This window comes from Pseudomonas sp. LY-1, from assembly GCF_053502595.1.
In genome coordinates this window covers 5,108,406-5,124,793 of sequence record NZ_CP094353.1, presented here as the reverse complement: position 1 = coordinate 5,124,793, position 16,388 = coordinate 5,108,406, and the positions used below count along the sequence as shown (strand labels likewise).

The window sequence follows — 16,388 nt, the reverse complement described above, 5'->3', positions numbered from 1 at the left end:
CCGCGTGGCTCAAGCCGGTAGCGGACGGGTTACTGAGGGGGCGCCGACGGCCGGCGCGCTCGGCAGGCGAGTCAGGCGCAGGGCGTTGAGCACCACGGTCAACGAACTGAGGGACATGCCGACCGCCGCCCAGATCGGCGTGATCCAACCGAGGGCCGCAAACGGCAGCATAAGGCCATTGTACAGCCCAGCCCACAGCAGGTTCTCCGTGATGACCCGACGGGTGCGTCGCGCCAGGGTAAACGCTTGTACCAGGGCGTCCAGGCGGTTGGACAGCAACACCGCATCCGCGCTGGTTTTTGCCAGGTCGGTGGCCGAGCCCATGGCCACGCTGATATCGGCAGCGGCCAGCACCGGCACATCGTTCACCCCGTCGCCGAGCATCAGCACTTTGCGCCCTTCTTTGTGCAATTGTTGCAGCACTTGTAGCTTGTCATCGGGGCGCAGGCCGCCGTGGGCTTCGTCGATGCCCAGTTCGGCGGCGACGCTGGCGACCATCGGTGAACTGTCGCCCGACAGCAGCAGCGTGCGCCAGCCGCGCGCCTTGCAGGCCGCGAGCAGGGCAGGGGCGTCGCTGCGCAGGCGGTCATCCAAAACGAACCAGGCGAGGGCGCCGTCACGGTCGCCCAACAGCAGCCATTGCCCGGCTTCATCCGGCGCGGCAGGGATCGGGCAACCGCTGAGTTCGCACACATAGCCAGGCTGGCCGATGCGCAGTTGGCGCTCGCCCACCCAGCCTTCCAGGCCGAGGCCGGGGGAACTGAGCACTTCGTCGGCGGCCAGGGGCGCGCGGCCGAAGGCGCGGGCGATCGGGTGTTCGGAGCGATTCTCCAGGGCGGCGGCGAGGCCCAGGCACTGGTCGCTGTTCAACGCGCCCAGGGGGCGGATCGCACGCAGCGCCAGGCGCCCCTCGGTGAGGGTGCCGGTCTTGTCGAAAATCACCGTGTCGATCTGGTTCAGGCCTTCCAACACATGGCCACGGGTCAGCAGCAGACCGAGTTTGTGCAGGGTGCCGGTGGCGGCGGTCAGGGCAGTCGGCGTGGCCAGCGAGAGCGCGCACGGACAGGTCGCCACGAGCATTGCCAGTACGATCCAGAACGCCCGCGATGCGTCCAACTGCCACCACAGCAGGCCGATCAGCACGGCGGCGATCAGCGAGCACAGCAGGAACCACTGCGCGGCGCGATCGGCGATTTGTGCCAGGCGCGGTTTTTCCGCCTGGGCCCGCTCCAGCAGGCGCACGATGGCGGACAGGCGCGTGTCATGGCCCAAGGCGCGGACTTCGACGGTCAGCGCGCCCTCGACGTTGAGGGTGCCGGCCGTTACCGCATCGCCGACTTGACGCGGTTGCGGCAGGTATTCGCCGGTGAGCAGGGATTCATCGATGCTGGACTGGCCGTCGAGGATCACCCCGTCTGCCGGCAGCACGGCGCCGGGATGCACCAGCACGCGGTCGCCCAGGGCCAGTTCGGGGAGCAGGATGCGTTCGCTCTGACCTTCAGCATTCAAGCGCAGGCACGAGGCGGGCAGCAGGTTGACCAACTGCGCGGTCGCGGCGGCCGTGCGTTCGCGGGCACGCCGCTCCAGGTAGCGGCCGGCCAGCAGGAACAGCGCGAACATGCCCACCGCGTCGAAATACAGTTCACCGACGCCGGTGATCGCAGTCCAGATCCCGGCCAGGTAAGCCCCGCCAATGGCCAGGGAGACCGACACGTCCATGGTCAGGTGGCGGGTGCGCAGGTCGCGCATGGCACCCTTGAAAAACGGCGCACAGCTGTAGAACACAATGGGCGTGGTCAGAAACATCGCGACCCAACGCAGGATGACATGCAGCTCCGGGCTCAGGTCGATATTGAATTCCGGCCAGGTGGCCATGGTCGCCATCATCGCCTGGAACCACAGCAAGCCGGCAACGCCGAGTTGGCGCAAGGCCAGGCGGTTTTCGCCGGCCAATTGCTCGGCGGCGCGGTCTGCCTGATAGGGGTGGGCGGCGTAGCCGATATGGCGCAGCTCACTGAGCAGTTGGCTCAACGGCAGTTGCCCGTCGGCCCAGCGCACTTGCAGGCGATGGTTGGACAGGTTCAGGCGCGCCTCGGCCACGGCGGGCAGGCTGCGCAGGTGTTTTTCGATCAGCCAGCCACAGGCTGCGCAGCTGATGCCTTCCATCAGCAGCGTGGCTTCGGCCAGTTCGCCGTCGTGGCGCACGAAGGGTTTTTGTACGTCGGCGCGGTCATACAGCGCCAATTCGTCCACCAGTTGCACCGGCAACGCCTCGGGGTTGGCCGAGGCTTCGCTGCGGTGCTGGTAATAGCTTTCCAACCCGCCCGCCACGATTGCTTCGGCTACTGCCTGGCAGCCCGGGCAGCAGAGTTCGCGGCGCTCGCCGAGGATCACGGCGGTGAAGCGGCTACCGGGTGGAACGGGCAGGGCGCAGTGGTAACAGGGGGTTGGGGTGGTCATGGCGTTAGATCTTTGGTGGCGGGTAGGGCCTCATCGCGGGCAAGCCCGCTCCCACAGTGGATCGCGGTGTCCATATGGGAGCGGGCTTGCCCGCGATGCGCGAAGCGCAGCCTGTTTACTTCTTCAGGTCTTCAGCACCCTGCAGCGGTTCATCCCCCAGCAGCAAGTCCTTGTCGTGGTTGACCTGTTCTTCTTCGAACAAGCGCCAGGTCCTGTCGCCTTCCACACCGAGCAGTTCGACGAAGCGCCGGCCTTCGACCTTGTCGGTGACCTGACCGATGTAGCGACCGGGTTCGCTGTCGCTGCGGGCCAGGTTGATCTTGCGGTCTTTCTCCGGCTGGGTCGGCGAAATCAGGTTCAGTTGCAGGCTCGTCGGGTTGCTGTAGCCGGTGAGGTGCAGTTCGACTTCGCCGGTCAGCTCATCCAGATGCACCTTGGCGCGCAGTTGCAGGGTCTGGGCCAGGCGTTCGCGGTCCAGGGAGCGGTTGATGCCTTTGCCAGCCTCGTAATAGTTGTCGTTGACCAGGTTGTCCGGGTTGTTCACTGCAATGGTCACCATGGACAAGGTCAAGGTCACCGAGCAGGCCAGGATTGCGATGATGATCCAGGGCCAGAGGTGCTTGTACCAGGGACTTGCGGCAGTGGTTACGGGCATTGTTCTGCTCTCTCGTTAACGAACTTGTGGGCCGATGAATCGGCTCTTGGCTTCAATATGAATGCTGGTGTCATCGGCATCCTTGAGGATAAACATCACCTCGTTGGTGCTCGATGGCAGTTGTTCCGGCGCGCTCGACAGTTCTACCGGCATGCTGACGATGTCGCCGGCAGCCACCTTGATTTCGCGGCGGCCTTGCAGCTTGAGGTCCGGCAGGCCGGCAGCGTCAAGCACGTAGGTGTGGTCGCGCTGATCCTTGTTCATGATCTTCAGGCTGTAGACGTTTTCGATCCGCCCTTCGGCGTTTTCGCGGTACAGCACGCGGTCTTTGCTTACGTCGAAACCCACCAGCGAACGCATGAAGAATGCCGTGGCCAACAGGCTCATCATTGCCAGCAACACCAGCGCATAGCCGATCAGGCGCGGACGCAGCTTGTGGGTTTTCTGCCCGGACAGGTTGTGTTCGGTGGTGTAGCTGATCAGGCCGCGCGGGTAGTCCATCTTGTCCATGATGTTGTCGCAGGCGTCGATGCACGCGGCACAGCCGATGCACTCGATTTGCAGGCCATCACGGATGTCGATGCCGGTCGGGCACACCTGTACGCACATCGTACACTCGATGCAATCGCCCAGGCCTTGGGCCTTGTAGTCGCTGCCTTTTTTGCGCGGGCCACGTACTTCGCCGCGACGCGGGTCGTAGGAGACGATCAGGGTGTCTTTGTCGAACATCACGCTTTGGAAGCGCGCGTAGGGGCACATGTAGATGCACACCTGTTCGCGCAGCCAGCCGGCGTTGCCGTAGGTGGCGAGGGTGAAGAAGCCGACCCAGAAATACGACCAGCCATCGGCCTGGCCGGTGAAGAAGTCAAACACCAGTTCGCGGATCGGTGAGAAGTAACCGACGAAGGTCATGCCGGTGACAAAGCCGATCAGCAGCCACAGCGTGTGCTTGCTGAATTTGCGCAGGAACTTGTTGGCCCCCATCGGCGCCTTGTCCAGCTTGATACGCTGGTTACGGTCGCCTTCGGTGACTTTTTCGCACCACATGAAGATCCACGTCCACACGCTTTGCGGGCAGGTATACCCGCACCAGATGCGTCCGGCGTACACCGTGATGAAGAACAGGCCAAAGGCCGCGACGATCAGGATGCCCGAGAGGAGGATGAAGTCCTGGGGCCAGAAGGTTGCACCGAAGATAAAGAACTTACGTTCCGGCAGGTTCCACCATACGGCCTGGTGGCCACCCCAGTTCAGCCACACCGTGCCGAAGTAGAGCAGGAACAGACCGGCGCCGCCAAGCATGCGCAGGTTGCGGAACAGGCCCGTGAAGGCGCGGGTGTAGATTTTCTCTCGCGACGCGTAGAGGTCGACACCGTTGTTGGAGTTTTTGGCAGGTGGAGTAACGTCTTGTACCGGTATTTGGTTGCTCATCATTGCATCCCACGGCGGTGGAGATTTGCCTCGGCCAGTACGTGCCGGTCGGGGTCAAATGAAGGGTCTTGCAGTGGCGTAATGATACGCCCCCGATGACGCGCAAAGGGTGCGACCTTTGGTCGCGTTGGGGGAAATCAATTGATGGTGTAGGTGACGTGGATCAATTGACTTGTGAAGTATGGACGGTTTTTGCGGGCTCAGTCTTCAAAACACGGACGATCCAATGTGGAAGGGGGCTTGCTCCCACATTGAACCTTCGGTGTTTTCAGAATATGTGCAACAAAAAAAGGCCCATCATTTTTCAATGAATGGGCCTTTTGGTTGCTGCTCAGACTTACTGCTCTTGAGCCTTTTTATCCCCATGGGACAAGCTGTAAACATACGCCGCGAGCAAGTGCACCTTGTCGTTCCCTTGCAGTTGTTCCTGCGCAGGCATCTGGCCCTGGCGGCCGTAGCGAATGGTCTGCTGCAGTTGGGCGAAACTTGAACCGTAGATGAACGCACCCGGGTGAGTCAGGTCAGGTGCGCCCATGGCAGGCGTGCCTTTACCGGCCGGGCCGTGGCAGGCGACGCAGTTGGCGGCGAAGAGTTTCCCGCCGTTGGCCACGTCGGCCTTGGCGCCTTCCGGCAGCTTGCGGCCGTCAAGGTTGGTCACCACGAAGCCCGCCACGTCGGCCACGCCTTGTTCGCCGATGACTTCGGCCCAGGCCGGCATCACCGCGTGGCGGCCTTTCATGATGGTTTCCTTGATGGTGGCGGGCTCGCCGCCCCAGCGCCAGTCGGCGTCGGTCAGGTTGGGGAAGCCGTAGGCACCCTTGGCGTCGGAACCGTGGCACACCGAGCAGTTGGAGGCAAACAGACGGCCCCCCATCTTCAGGGCTTGCGGGTCTTTGGCGACGTCTTCAATCGGCATTGCGGCGAATTTGGCGAAGATCGGCCCGAACTTGGCGTCCGACTTGGCCATTTCCTTTTCCCACTCATGCACGCCGGTCCAGCCGGTCTGGCCGTTGGCGAAGGCGGTCTGCTTGTCGTTGTCGAGGTAGTTGTAGCCCGGCAGCAGGCCTTTCCAATTGCCCAGGCCGGGGTACAGCACCAGGTAGCCCAGGGCGAAGACGATGGTGCCGACGAACAGCATGAACCACCATTTCGGCAGCGGGTTGTCGTACTCCTCGATACCGTCGAACGAGTGGCCGACGGTCTCGTCCGTTTGCTCGGCGCGCTGGCCCTTGCGGGTCGACAGCAGCAGCCAGGTCAGGGCGAAAATGGTACCCAGACTGAGGACTGTGACGTACAGACTCCAGAACGTAGTCATTCTTTGTTACTCCTAGAAGCTTGCTCGACGTGCTTGATGGCTTCGGGGTCATCCGCAAAGGGCAGCATGGTTGCGTCGTCAAACTCCGACTTGCGCTTGGGGCTGAACACCCACAATGCCAGGCCGATAAAGGCCACCATCACCACAACGGTGCCCAGGCCACGAATCATCCCGATATCCATGAAGAATCACCGTTTGCTTTTGATGATGGTGCCAAGGCCTTGCAGGTAGGCCACCAATGCGTCCATTTCGGTCTTGCCCTTCACGGCTGCGGATGCACCGGCGATGTCTTCGTCGGTGTAGGGCACGCCCAGGGTGCGCAAGACTTCCATTTTCTTCGCGGTGTCCTTGCCGTCGAGCTTGTTTTCCACGAGGAACGGGTACGCCGGCATTTTCGATTCCGGCACCACGTTGCGCGGGTTGTACAAGTGCGCGCGTTGCCAGTCATCGGAGTAACGCCCGCCCACACGGGCCAGGTCCGGCCCGGTGCGCTTGGAACCCCACAGGAACGGGTGGTCCCACACGCTTTCACCGGCCACCGAGTAGTGGCCATAACGTTCGGTTTCGGCGCGGAACGGCCGGATCATCTGCGAGTGGCAGCCGACACAGCCGTTGGCGATGTAGATGTCGCGGCCTTCCAGTTCAAGGGCGGTACGCGGCTTCATGCCTTCGACCGGCTTGTTGGTCACGTCCTGGAAGAACAGCGGAACGATCTGGGTCAGGCCGCCGATACTCACGGCGATAACCATGAAGAAGGCCAGTAGGCCGATATTCTTCTCGATTACTTCATGCTTCATCAGTGGGCTCCCACAACGGCGATCTTGGCGGCGGCTTCGGCTTCTGCAGGGTCGGAGGCACGCACGGTGCGCCAGACGTTGTAGGCCATGAACAGCATGCCGGAGGCAAAGAACGCGCCGCCCAGGGCACGGACGATGTAGCCCGGGTGGCTGGCTTGCAGCGCTTCGACGAAGGAGTAGGTGAGGGTGCCGTCATCGTTGATCGCACGCCACATCAGGCCTTGGGTAATGCCGTTGACCCACATCGAGGCGATGTAGAGCACGGTGCCGATGGTGGCCAGCCAGAAGTGCGTGTTGATCAACCCGACGCTGTGCATCTGCGCACGCCCGAAGATTTTCGGGATCATGTGGTACAGCGCGCCGATGGAGATCATCGCTACCCAGCCGAGAGCGCCGGCGTGTACGTGGCCGATGGTCCAGTCGGTGTAGTGGGACAGGGAGTTGACGGTCTTGATCGCCATCATCGGCCCTTCGAAGGTCGACATGCCGTAGAACGCCAGGGACACGACCAGGAAGCGCAGGATCGGGTCGGTGCGCAGCTTATGCCAGGCGCCCGACAGGGTCATCATGCCGTTGATCATGCCGCCCCAGCTCGGGGCCAGCAGGATGATCGACATCGCCATGCCCAACGACTGTGCCCAGTCCGGCAGCGCGGTGTAGTGCAGGTGGTGCGGACCGGCCCAGATGTACAGGGTGATCAACGCCCAGAAGTGCACGATGGACAGGCGATAAGAGTAGATGGGACGTTCGGCCTGTTTCGGCACGAAGTAGTACATCATCCCCAGGAAACCGGTGGTGAGGAAGAACCCTACGGCGTTGTGGCCGTACCACCACTGGATCATCGCATCCGTCGCCCCGGCGTAGGCCGAATAGGACTTGAACAGGCTGACCGGCAGCGACGCATGGTTGACGATGTGCAGCATCGCCGTCACCAGGATGAAGGCACCGTAGAACCAGTTACCCACATAGATGTGCTTGGTCTTGCGCTTGGTGATGGTGCCGAAGAACACCACCGCGTAGGTCACCCAGACAATCGCGAGCAAAATGGCGATGGGCCATTCCAGCTCGGCGTATTCCTTGGTGGTGGTGTAGCCCAGCGGCAACGAGATACCGGCCCCGACGATCACGGCTTGCCATCCCCAGAAGGTGAAGGCGGCGAGGCTGTCGGAGATCAGTCGCGTCTGGCAGGTTCGCTGCACGACATAGTAGGAGGTGGCAAACAGTGCACATCCGCCGAAGGCGAAAATCACCAGGTTAGTGTGCAGCGGGCGTAGGCGGCCAAAGGTCGTCCATGGCAGGCCGAAATTCAATTCCGGCCAAACCAGTTGCGAGGCGATGAAGACCCCGAGCCCCATGCCAAGGATCCCCCAGACCACCGTCATGATGGCGAACTGGCGGACTACCTTATAGTTATAAGCAGTCGGACTGATTGCTGTGCTCATTCTAAGGTTCCACGGTTTAGGTTTTTTTATAGATAAAAATCGGTCGCAAGTATGTAGAAACCGAGGTGCCATTGCAACGCAAGGGTGACCTGTGTCAATACGTTCCACGCCAGATTCTGCGCCCTTTCCATGTTTGATGTAAGGACAAAATCAGAAATCAAAAGCTGATCGATCGGACAGGAATTTTTTCGGGGCACGCCGACGGATGACTGGCTGTGTGTCAGCACGCGGCAGAGGTGATGAGTGGTCAGTGGCGCGACAGCCGGTCACTGCCTGCCTTTGCGCCTGTCATCCCTGCAGAAGCGTTCAACCCATTGAGTGCAAGTCGACCGTCGACCGGTCCGTACCGATCCACTGTGCAGACAAGCGTAGACCCGAATGGCAGGAGGGGAAAGCAGTGCTTTGGAAGGGTGCGACACTTGGTCGCGTAGAAGGGTAGAGCTACCGCCCCTGGATCAGGGGCGGCAGTTCAGGGGTGAAGCGTTACTGTGCCTGGCGTTGCGGCGTTGCGCCGTCAGCGTTGTGGGACAGGCTGTAAACATAAGCGGCCAGCAGGTGAACCTTGTCATTGCCTTGCAGCACTTCCTGCGCCGGCATCTGGCCTTGGCGGCCGTGGCGAATGGTTTGCTGCAACTGCGCCAGGCTGGTGCCGTAGATAAAGCCGCTTGGCGCGGTCAGGTTCGGCGCGCCCATGGCTTCGACACCGTGGCCTTGCGGGCCGTGGCAGGCCACGCAGGTGGTGTTGAACGTGGCTTGGCCGGCGACCAGGTCGGCGCCGCTGTCGGCTGGCAGTGGCAGCTTGGCCAGGTCGTGACGCACATAGGCCGCGACGTTTTTCACACCGTCCTCGCCCAGCACTTCACCCCAGGCCGGCATTGCCGCATGGCGACCGCCCATGATGGTGGTCTTGATCGCGTCGGCGGAACCGCCCCAGCGCCAGTTATTGTCCGCCAGGTTCGGGAAGCCATACGCGCCCTTGGCATCCGAGCCGTGGCACACCGCGCAGTTGGAGGCAAACAGGCGACCGCCCATTTTCAGCGCTTGCGGGTCTTTGGCGACTTCTTCCACCGGCATGGCCGAGAATTTGGCGAAGATCGGCCCGAACTTGGTGTCGGCCTTGGCCATTTCCTTGTCCCATTCCTTGGCCGAGGTCCAGCCGCCTTCATAGCCCGGCAGTACGCCTTTCCAGTTGCCCAGGCCCGGGTAGAGGATCAAGTAGCCGACGGCAAACACCAGCGTGCCGGCGAACAGCATGAACCACCACTGGGGCAGCGGGTTGTCGTATTCCTCAATGCCGTCGAAGGCGTGGCCCATGGTCTGGTCGACACTGCCCTTGGTCTCGCCCTTGCGGGTGCCGAACAACAGCCAGGTCAGGCCGATCAGGCTGCCGAGGGTCAGTACGCAGATCCATGTACTCCAGAAGGTAGTCATGGCCGATTGCTCCTTGTTGCAGGCGCTTCTTGAGCGTCGGATGGGGTGGCGGTGGGTTCGTCGGCAAACGGCAGCAGGCGTGCCTGCTCGAATTCTTCATTGCGTCGGTTGTTGAATACCCACAGCGAGAGGCCGATAAAGGCGATGGCGACGACTAGCGTGCCGAGGCCGCGGATGGTGCCCGCATCGAATTCAAATCCCATGGCTCACCTCTTGCTCTTGATGGCGGTGCCGAGGACTTGCAGGTACGAAACCAGCGCGTCGATCTCGGTCTTGCCCTTGAGGCTGGCCACTGCACCGTTGATGTCGTCGTCGGTGTAAGGCACGCCGAGGGTACGCATCACTTTGAGCTTGGTCTCGGTATGGCTGCTGTCGACCGGCGCCGTCACCAGCCATGGGTAAGCCGGCATTTTCGACTCAGGCACCACGTTGCGCGGGTTGTACAAGTGCGCGCGGTGCCAGTCGTCCGAGTAGCGTGCGCCGACGCGAGCCAGGTCTGGCCCGGTACGCTTGGAGCCCCACAGGAACGGATGGTCCCAGACGCTTTCGCCCGCTACCGAGTAGTGGCCGTAGCGCTCGGTCTCGGCGCGGAACGGACGGATCATCTGCGAGTGGCACTGTACGCAGCCTTCGCGGATGTAGATGTCGCGGCCTTCCAGTTGCAGCGCGGTGTAGGGCTTCATGCCTTCCACCGGTTTGTTGGTCACGTCCTGGAAGAACAGCGGGACGATCTGGGTCAGGCCGCCGATGCTCACGGCAAGCACCATCAGCAGCATCAGCAGGCCGACGTTCTTTTCAATCGTTTCGTGTTTCATCACTGACTCCTCAGGCCATCTGCGTGGCAGGGGTGGCTTCGACAGGTTGTGCCGAGCGCACGGTGCGCCATGTGTTGTAAGCCATCAGCAACATGCCGCTGAGGAACACCGCACCGCCTACCAGTCGCACGACGTAGCCCGGGTGGCTGGCTTGCAGCGCTTCGACGAAGGAGTAGGTGAGGGTGCCGTCGTCGTTGATCGCACGCCACATCAGGCCCTGGGCGATACCGTTGACCCACATCGAGGCGATGTAGAGCACGGTGCCGATGGTGGCCAGCCAGAAGTGCGCGTTGATCAGGCCGACGCTGTACATCCGCTCGCGACCGAAGACTTTCGGGATCATGTGGTACAGCGCGCCGATGGAGATCATCGCTACCCAGCCGAGAGCGCCGGCGTGTACGTGGCCGATGGTCCAGTCGGTGTAGTGGGACAGCGAGTTGACGGTCTTGATGGCCATCATCGGCCCTTCGAACGTCGACATGCCGTAGAACGCCAGCGAGACGACCAGGAAGCGCAGGATCGGGTCGCTGCGCAATTTATGCCAGGCGCCCGAGAGGGTCATCATGCCGTTGATCATGCCGCCCCAGCTTGGCGCCAGCAGCACCAGGGACATCACCATGCCCAACGACTGTGCCCAGTCTGGCAGAGCGGTGTAGTGCAGGTGGTGCGGACCGGCCCAGATGTACAGGGTGATCAGTGCCCAGAAGTGGACGATCGACAGGCGATAGGAATACACCGGACGTTCGGCTTGCTTGGGTACGAAGTAGTACATCATCCCCAGGAAGCCGGCAGTCAGGAAGAAGCCTACTGCGTTATGCCCATACCACCACTGCACCATGGCATCCGTCGCACCGCCGTACAGCGAGTAGGACTTGGTCAGGCTGACCGGGATTTCCATGTTGTTGACGATATGCAAGATGGCCACGGTGATGATGAATGCACCGAAGAACCAGTTGCCGACATAGATGTGCTTGGTGTTGCGCTTGGCCACAGTGCCGAAAAACACGATGGCATAAGCCACCCAGACAATCGTGATCAGGATGTCGATCGGCCATTCCAGCTCGGCGTATTCCTTGGAGCTGGTGTAACCCAGCGGCAAGGTGATCGCTGCCAGGACAATGACCAGTTGCCAGCCCCAAAAGCAGAACTGAGCGACTTTTGGTGCGAACAGCTGGGTCTGGCAGGTGCGCTGCACCGAGTAGAAGGAGCTGGCAAACAGCGCACAACCCCCGAAGGCGAAGATCACCGCGTTGGTGTGCAGCGGGCGCAAGCGGCCGAAGCTGGTCCAAGGCAAGTCAAAGTTGAGTGCAGGCCACACCAATTGGGCTGCGAGAAAAACCCCGAGCCCCATGCCGACGATGCCCCACACCACCGTCATAATCGCGAATTGGCGGACCACCTTGTAGTTATAGGCGGTACTTAAAGTAGTGTTCATGGTTCCCCATCCACGGTTCAACCCAAGCAGATGCGACACTTGGGCTGGAGTTATAGGCAGACTAAAAAGCGAGGTAAGCATGGGCAAAGAGCACAAGGCCAGTATTGACGGGGATCAATGGGCACGGTGTGTGCAGGAACATGGCTGGCGATGGGATGTTGCCTCGGGCGCTCCAACGCATACGCCGGTGACGTTGATCCTGGCCCACGGCGCCGGCGCGCCGATGGACTCATCCTTCATGGACGACATGGCTGCGCGCCTTGCCGGGCAGGGGGTGAGCGTCTTGCGTTTCGAGTTTCCCTACATGGCCCAGCGCCGCGTGGACGGGGGCAAGCGCCCGCCCAACCCGGCGCCGAAACTGCTGCAGAGCTGGCGCGAGGTCTATACCGAGGTGCGACGCCATGTCGCTGGGAAACTGGCCATTGGTGGCAAGTCCATGGGCGGGCGCATGGCCAGTTTGCTCGCCGATGAATTGGGTGCCGATGGGCTGGTGTGCCTGGGCTATCCGTTCTATGCGGTGGGCAAGCCGGAAAAGCCGCGAGTCGCGCATTTGGCCGGGTTGAAGACGCCGACATTGATTGTGCAGGGCGAGCGCGATGCGTTGGGCAATCGAGCGGCGGTGCAGGGGTATGACTTGTCGCCGAGCATCGAGGTGATGTGGCTGGCGGCGGGGGATCATGATTTGAAGCCGTTGAAGGCGTCGGGGTGCAGTCATGAGCAGCATTTGGAGGCGGCGGCGGTGCAAGTGGCTCGGTTTCTCGGCGCCTGTTAGGGCCCTATCGGGGGCAAGTCGAATCGTCGCACCGCCCCTCCCACATTCGACCGCATTCCAAGGGGTGTATGCGGTTAAATGTGGGAGGGGGCTTGCCCCCGATAACGGTTTAACGGTTAAAACGCTCTACCAGCGAATACTGGGTATTGGCGGTAACAGTAAGCTCTTCACTCAACTGCGCCGAGTTCAACGCCTGTTCCGACGTCTGATCGGCCAGCAGCGCGATGGTGCTGATATTGCGGCTGATCTCTTCGGCAACCGAGCTTTGCTCTTCCGTGGCGGCGGCGATTTGGGTGGTCATGTCGGTGATGTTGGCCACCGCTTCGCTGATGCCCACCAACGCCTGATCCGCCTCCATCACCCGCGCTACGCCTTCTTCGGCCTGGCGATGCCCGGCGTCCATGGTTTGTACGGCAGCGGCAGCGGTTTGCTGCAGCTTGGCGATCAGGGTATGGATCTGCCCGGTCGATTCAGCCGTGCGTTGCGCCAGTTGGCGGACTTCGTCGGCAACCACCGCAAAACCACGGCCCATCTCACCGGCACGCGCGGCTTCGATCGCGGCGTTCAAGGCCAGCAGGTTGGTCTGGTCGGCAATGCCTTTGATCACGTCGACCACGCCGCCGATTTCATCGCTGTCCTTGGCCAGTTGGGTGACCGTCACGCCGGTCTCGCCAACCGCGGCCGACAGCCGCTGAATTGCCGCGCGGGTTTCCCCGGCGATATCGCGGCCGCGCCCGGTCAGGCGATTGGCTTCCTGGGTGGCATCAGCCGTGCGCTGCACATGGCTGGCGACTTCCTGGGTCGTCGCCGCCATCTGGTTGACTGCGGTGGCCACCTGTTCGGTTTCCACGCGCTGGCGTTCCAGGCCGCTGGAGCTGTTGTGCGCCAAGGTGTTGGATTGCGCCGCCTGCTCGTTGAGGTGTTCGGCGGTGTCCTGCAAGCGCGTGAGACAGGTCTTCAGACGTGCCTCCTGGCTGAGGATCGACATTTCCAGGCGCGCCTGGGCGCCACGGCTGTCGGTGTACATCTGCGCGATCAACGGATCGGAGGTGGTCTGTTCGGCCAGGCGCAGCAAACGCTTGAGGCCGCGCTGTTGCCAGCTCAGGCCCAGCAGGCCCAACGGCACCGACAACCCCGCCGCGAGGGCAAAGCCCCAGTGGGAATTGAGCGACGCGCCAATCATGAAGCTCAACTGGCTGACCAGGATAAACGGCAGCCAGTCCTGCAGCACCGGTAGCCACTTGTCCCGCTGGGGAATGGCGGACTTGCCCTTATTGATGCGTTGATAGAGCGCTTCGGCCCGGCGGATCTGCTCGGCGGTGGGCTTGATGCGCACCGATTCATAGCCGACCACTTGGTTGCCGTCGAACATCGGCGTCACATAGGCGTTAACCCAGTAGTGATCGCCGGTCTTGCAGCGGTTCTTGACGATGCCCATCCATGGCAAGCCTTGCTTGAGCGTGGACCACATGTGTGCGAACACAGCCCCCGGAACGTCCGGGTGGCGAACCAGGTTGTGCGGGGCGCGCACCAGTTCGTCGCGGGAGAAACCACTGATTTCGACGAAAGCGTCGTTGCAGTAAGTGATGACACCCTTGGCATCTGTGGTGGAGATCAACCGTTGCTGAGCGGGGAAAGTACGTTCACGCTGGGTAACGGGTTGGTTATTACGCATGGTTATTCAATCCGCAAGGCTTTCAATGGGTATCGGCGATGGCGATCATTTATTTAACTTATTTTTGCAATAATCAGCCGGCGAGCATTGGGTAGGAAAACAGTCCGAAATGCAGCAAATTAAGGCCGAAATGCGTAGCAATCGCCGCGCCCAGGCCGCCAAAACGATAAGCAAGGCCATAGCCGACGCCGGCGATGCTGGCCAGCAGCACCCACTGCCAGCCCGCGCTCAGGTGTACAAGGCCGAATAGCAGAGCGGCCAGCAGCAATGCGAGGTTTTCGCCGTAGGGCAAGTGTTTGAAGCGTCGGCTCAGGCCGCCCTGAATGTAGCCGCGGAATAGCGCTTCTTCCACCAGCGTCACCAGCAACAGGTTATTCAGCACCCACAACCATGCCTGTTCCGGCCACTTCGGTGCCCAACTGATGATCCCCAGCAACGCCGCGCCGCCCAGAGCTGCGATGGCCGTCAGCGCCAGCGCCAGGGCGGTGACGCAGATCGACAGGCGCAATGAACGCCGCGCCACAATCCACGGGCAGGCCAGCAGCAGCCAGAAACCGATCAGCGGTTTGTCCTGGTTGAGGTACATCGAGAAGGGCACGGCATCGGCGCTGAAACGCTGGGGTGCGATACCGCGCCCGTTGTAGAACCCCGGCAGCCAGTGCATTGCAAGGCCCAAGGCCAATACGATGAACAACCCGTGGCCGACGTAACGCCCCCAAGGGGTCCGTTGCTGGCGTACCGCATACCCGGCGATCAGCAGCAGGGCCACGGAGATTGCCGCCAGCACTCCCAGTTGGCCGTAGACCAAGGCCATGGCATAGCCGATGGACAGGAGGGCGAGGTGCAGCCAAGGCAAAGCGGCCATGTGAAATCCTTGGAAAAAACTGGGCGGTAGTATAACGGGCGGCCTGCGCGGCAAGATGAAAAAGCCATCACGCGAAAGCGGTTCTGCTGGAGCGATTGCAAAATATGTCGGTGGCTGGTTATAGTCATCGCGTCTTCATCTCCTCAAAAGATCAGCCCATGCCTGCATTCCTGTGCATAGCGGTAGTCGATTCAGCGTCCAGCGCTGTGGTCGTGCCGTGCGGGAACCTGCAGCCTGCGCAGATCAGTCACTACCCCCCACCTGTCAGTAGCACGCCGGTGTACGCAGTCGTATCACCGCCGGGTGTTGGTATTTCGGGCTGATCAGATGATTGCTGTTCCCGTATGCCCGCCTGAAAAAAACCTACTGAGCTGAACCTACGCGTTTTAGCTTTTGCTGAATCGGCTTTTTGCCTGATTACAGGTGGTAACCATGTCTGTTATTTCGAAACAATCAGTGGCCGCGGCGGCCTCGACGAGCCTGTTTGTATTGCTATGGAGCAGCGGGGCGATTTTCTCCAAGTTGGGCCTGGCCCATGCGTCGCCCTTCGCCTTTTTGCTGATCCGTTTTGCCATCGCCCTGGCGGGGTTGGTGATGCTGGTACCGATCCTCAAGCTGAAACTGCCGCAACCCGGCAAGCCGCTGTGGTATGCGGCGGCGACGGGGCTGGTGTTGTTGGGGGCGTACCAGATTTTCTATCTGCTGGCCCTGGACCTCAAAGTCACCCCAGGGGTGATGGCAACCATCATGGGGGTGCAGCCGATTCTCACCGTGGTGCTGATGGAGCGCCAACGGTCCTTGCGCCGGATGTTCGGTCTGGGGTTGGGGTTGGCGGGGTTGATCATGGTGGTCTACCAAGGCATCGGATTGTCGGGGATGTCCCTCGCCGGGATGCTCTTCGGTTTGTTGGCCCTGGCAAGCATGACCTTCGGCTCGATCATGCAGAAGCGCATCACCGACAACCCGTTGGGCACGCTGCCCGTGCAGTACCTGGCGGGGCTGCTGCTGTGCTCGGTGTTTGTGCCGTTCCAGCCGTTCCACTTTGAGCACAGCGCCAGCTTTTACCTGCCGGTGCTGTGGATGGGCCTGGTGGTGTCGCTGCTGGCGACGTTGTTGCTGTACCGCCTGATCGCCCGGGGCAACCTGGTCAATGTCACCAGCCTGTTCTACCTGGTGCCTGCGGTGACGGCGGTGATGGACTACCTGATCTTCGGCAACCGGCTCGCGTTATTGAGCCTGCTGGGGATGGGGTTGATCGTTGTTGGGTTGGGGTTTGTGTTTCGTAAAGGTTGAAT

15 protein-coding genes are annotated in these 16,388 nt (G+C 61.6%); 2 read left to right on the top strand and 13 right to left on the bottom strand.

From position 1 onward, the window contains the following. Positions 1-9 precede the first annotated feature (9 nt). From MOQ67_RS23430 to ccoN (MOQ67_RS23380), 11 genes are all read right to left on the bottom strand, one after another. A complete protein-coding gene (locus MOQ67_RS23430) occupies positions 10-2,460 on the bottom strand; it encodes a heavy metal translocating P-type ATPase (RefSeq protein ID WP_253397870.1) in 2,451 nt (816 codons plus the stop codon). Between the two features lie 115 nt (positions 2,461-2,575). After that, positions 2,576-3,115, bottom strand: coding sequence for a FixH family protein (locus MOQ67_RS23425; RefSeq protein WP_253397868.1), 540 nt, complete (start codon positions 3,113-3,115; stop codon positions 2,576-2,578). Between the two features lie 15 nt (positions 3,116-3,130). Then, the gene (ccoG, locus tag MOQ67_RS23420) at positions 3,131-4,546 is read right to left on the bottom strand and encodes a cytochrome c oxidase accessory protein CcoG (protein WP_253397866.1); all 1,416 of its coding nucleotides are present in this window, start codon (positions 4,544-4,546) and stop codon (positions 3,131-3,133) included. Between the two features lie 337 nt (positions 4,547-4,883). Continuing rightward, the gene (gene ccoP / locus MOQ67_RS23415; RefSeq protein WP_253397864.1) at positions 4,884-5,861 is read right to left on the bottom strand and encodes a cytochrome-c oxidase, cbb3-type subunit III; all 978 of its coding nucleotides are present in this window, start codon (positions 5,859-5,861) and stop codon (positions 4,884-4,886) included. Then, entirely contained in the window at positions 5,858-6,043 is a 186-nt protein-coding gene (locus MOQ67_RS23410) for a CcoQ/FixQ family Cbb3-type cytochrome c oxidase assembly chaperone (protein WP_016775513.1), read from the bottom strand. Before MOQ67_RS23410 ends, ccoP (MOQ67_RS23415) begins: the two co-directional genes overlap by 4 nt. Positions 6,044-6,049: 6 nt before the next feature. Next, positions 6,050-6,658, bottom strand: a complete 609-nt coding sequence (gene ccoO / locus MOQ67_RS23405; protein ID WP_247401679.1) for a cytochrome-c oxidase, cbb3-type subunit II — start codon at positions 6,656-6,658, stop codon at positions 6,050-6,052. After that, positions 6,658-8,100: a cytochrome-c oxidase, cbb3-type subunit I gene (gene ccoN, locus MOQ67_RS23400; protein ID WP_247401678.1), complete on the bottom strand. Its 1,443-nt coding sequence runs from the start codon at positions 8,098-8,100 to the stop codon at positions 6,658-6,660. Before ccoN (MOQ67_RS23400) ends, ccoO (MOQ67_RS23405) begins: the two co-directional genes overlap by 1 nt. 483 nt (positions 8,101-8,583) lie before the next feature. After that, on the bottom strand, positions 8,584-9,531 hold the full coding sequence (gene ccoP, locus MOQ67_RS23395; protein WP_247401677.1) for a cytochrome-c oxidase, cbb3-type subunit III: 948 nt from the start codon (positions 9,529-9,531) through the stop codon (positions 8,584-8,586). Then, complete coding sequence (locus MOQ67_RS23390) at positions 9,528-9,734, bottom strand: cbb3-type cytochrome oxidase subunit 3 (RefSeq protein ID WP_247401676.1); 207 nt, start codon at positions 9,732-9,734, stop codon at positions 9,528-9,530. Before MOQ67_RS23390 ends, ccoP (MOQ67_RS23395) begins: the two co-directional genes overlap by 4 nt. Before the next feature lie 3 nt (positions 9,735-9,737). Continuing rightward, complete coding sequence (gene ccoO / locus MOQ67_RS23385; RefSeq protein ID WP_253397860.1) at positions 9,738-10,346, bottom strand: cytochrome-c oxidase, cbb3-type subunit II; 609 nt, start codon at positions 10,344-10,346, stop codon at positions 9,738-9,740. Between the two features lie 10 nt (positions 10,347-10,356). Further along, positions 10,357-11,781, bottom strand: coding sequence for a cytochrome-c oxidase, cbb3-type subunit I (gene ccoN / locus MOQ67_RS23380; RefSeq protein ID WP_253397857.1), 1,425 nt, complete (start codon positions 11,779-11,781; stop codon positions 10,357-10,359). A gap of 79 nt (positions 11,782-11,860) precedes the next feature. Here ccoN (MOQ67_RS23380) and MOQ67_RS23375 point away from each other — a divergent pair, with 79 nt between their 5' ends. Then, entirely contained in the window at positions 11,861-12,553 is a 693-nt protein-coding gene (locus MOQ67_RS23375; protein WP_448675608.1) for an alpha/beta family hydrolase, read from the top strand. A gap of 109 nt (positions 12,554-12,662) precedes the next feature. Here MOQ67_RS23375 and MOQ67_RS23370 read toward each other — a convergent pair whose 3' ends face one another. Together MOQ67_RS23370 and MOQ67_RS23365 are read right to left on the bottom strand one after the other, a co-directional pair. Continuing rightward, positions 12,663-14,228, bottom strand: coding sequence for a methyl-accepting chemotaxis protein (locus MOQ67_RS23370; RefSeq protein WP_253397853.1), 1,566 nt, complete (start codon positions 14,226-14,228; stop codon positions 12,663-12,665). A 73-nt stretch (positions 14,229-14,301) separates the two neighbouring features. Continuing rightward, complete coding sequence (locus tag MOQ67_RS23365) at positions 14,302-15,093, bottom strand: CPBP family intramembrane glutamic endopeptidase (protein WP_448675607.1); 792 nt, start codon at positions 15,091-15,093, stop codon at positions 14,302-14,304. 432 nt (positions 15,094-15,525) lie between these two features. Between MOQ67_RS23365 and MOQ67_RS23360 the strand changes: the two genes are divergently transcribed. Continuing rightward, positions 15,526-16,386 carry a DMT family transporter gene (locus tag MOQ67_RS23360; protein ID WP_448675606.1) on the top strand — a complete coding sequence of 287 codons (861 nt, stop codon included), beginning with the start codon at positions 15,526-15,528 and terminating at the stop codon, positions 16,384-16,386. Positions 16,387-16,388: the final 2 nt, after the last annotated feature.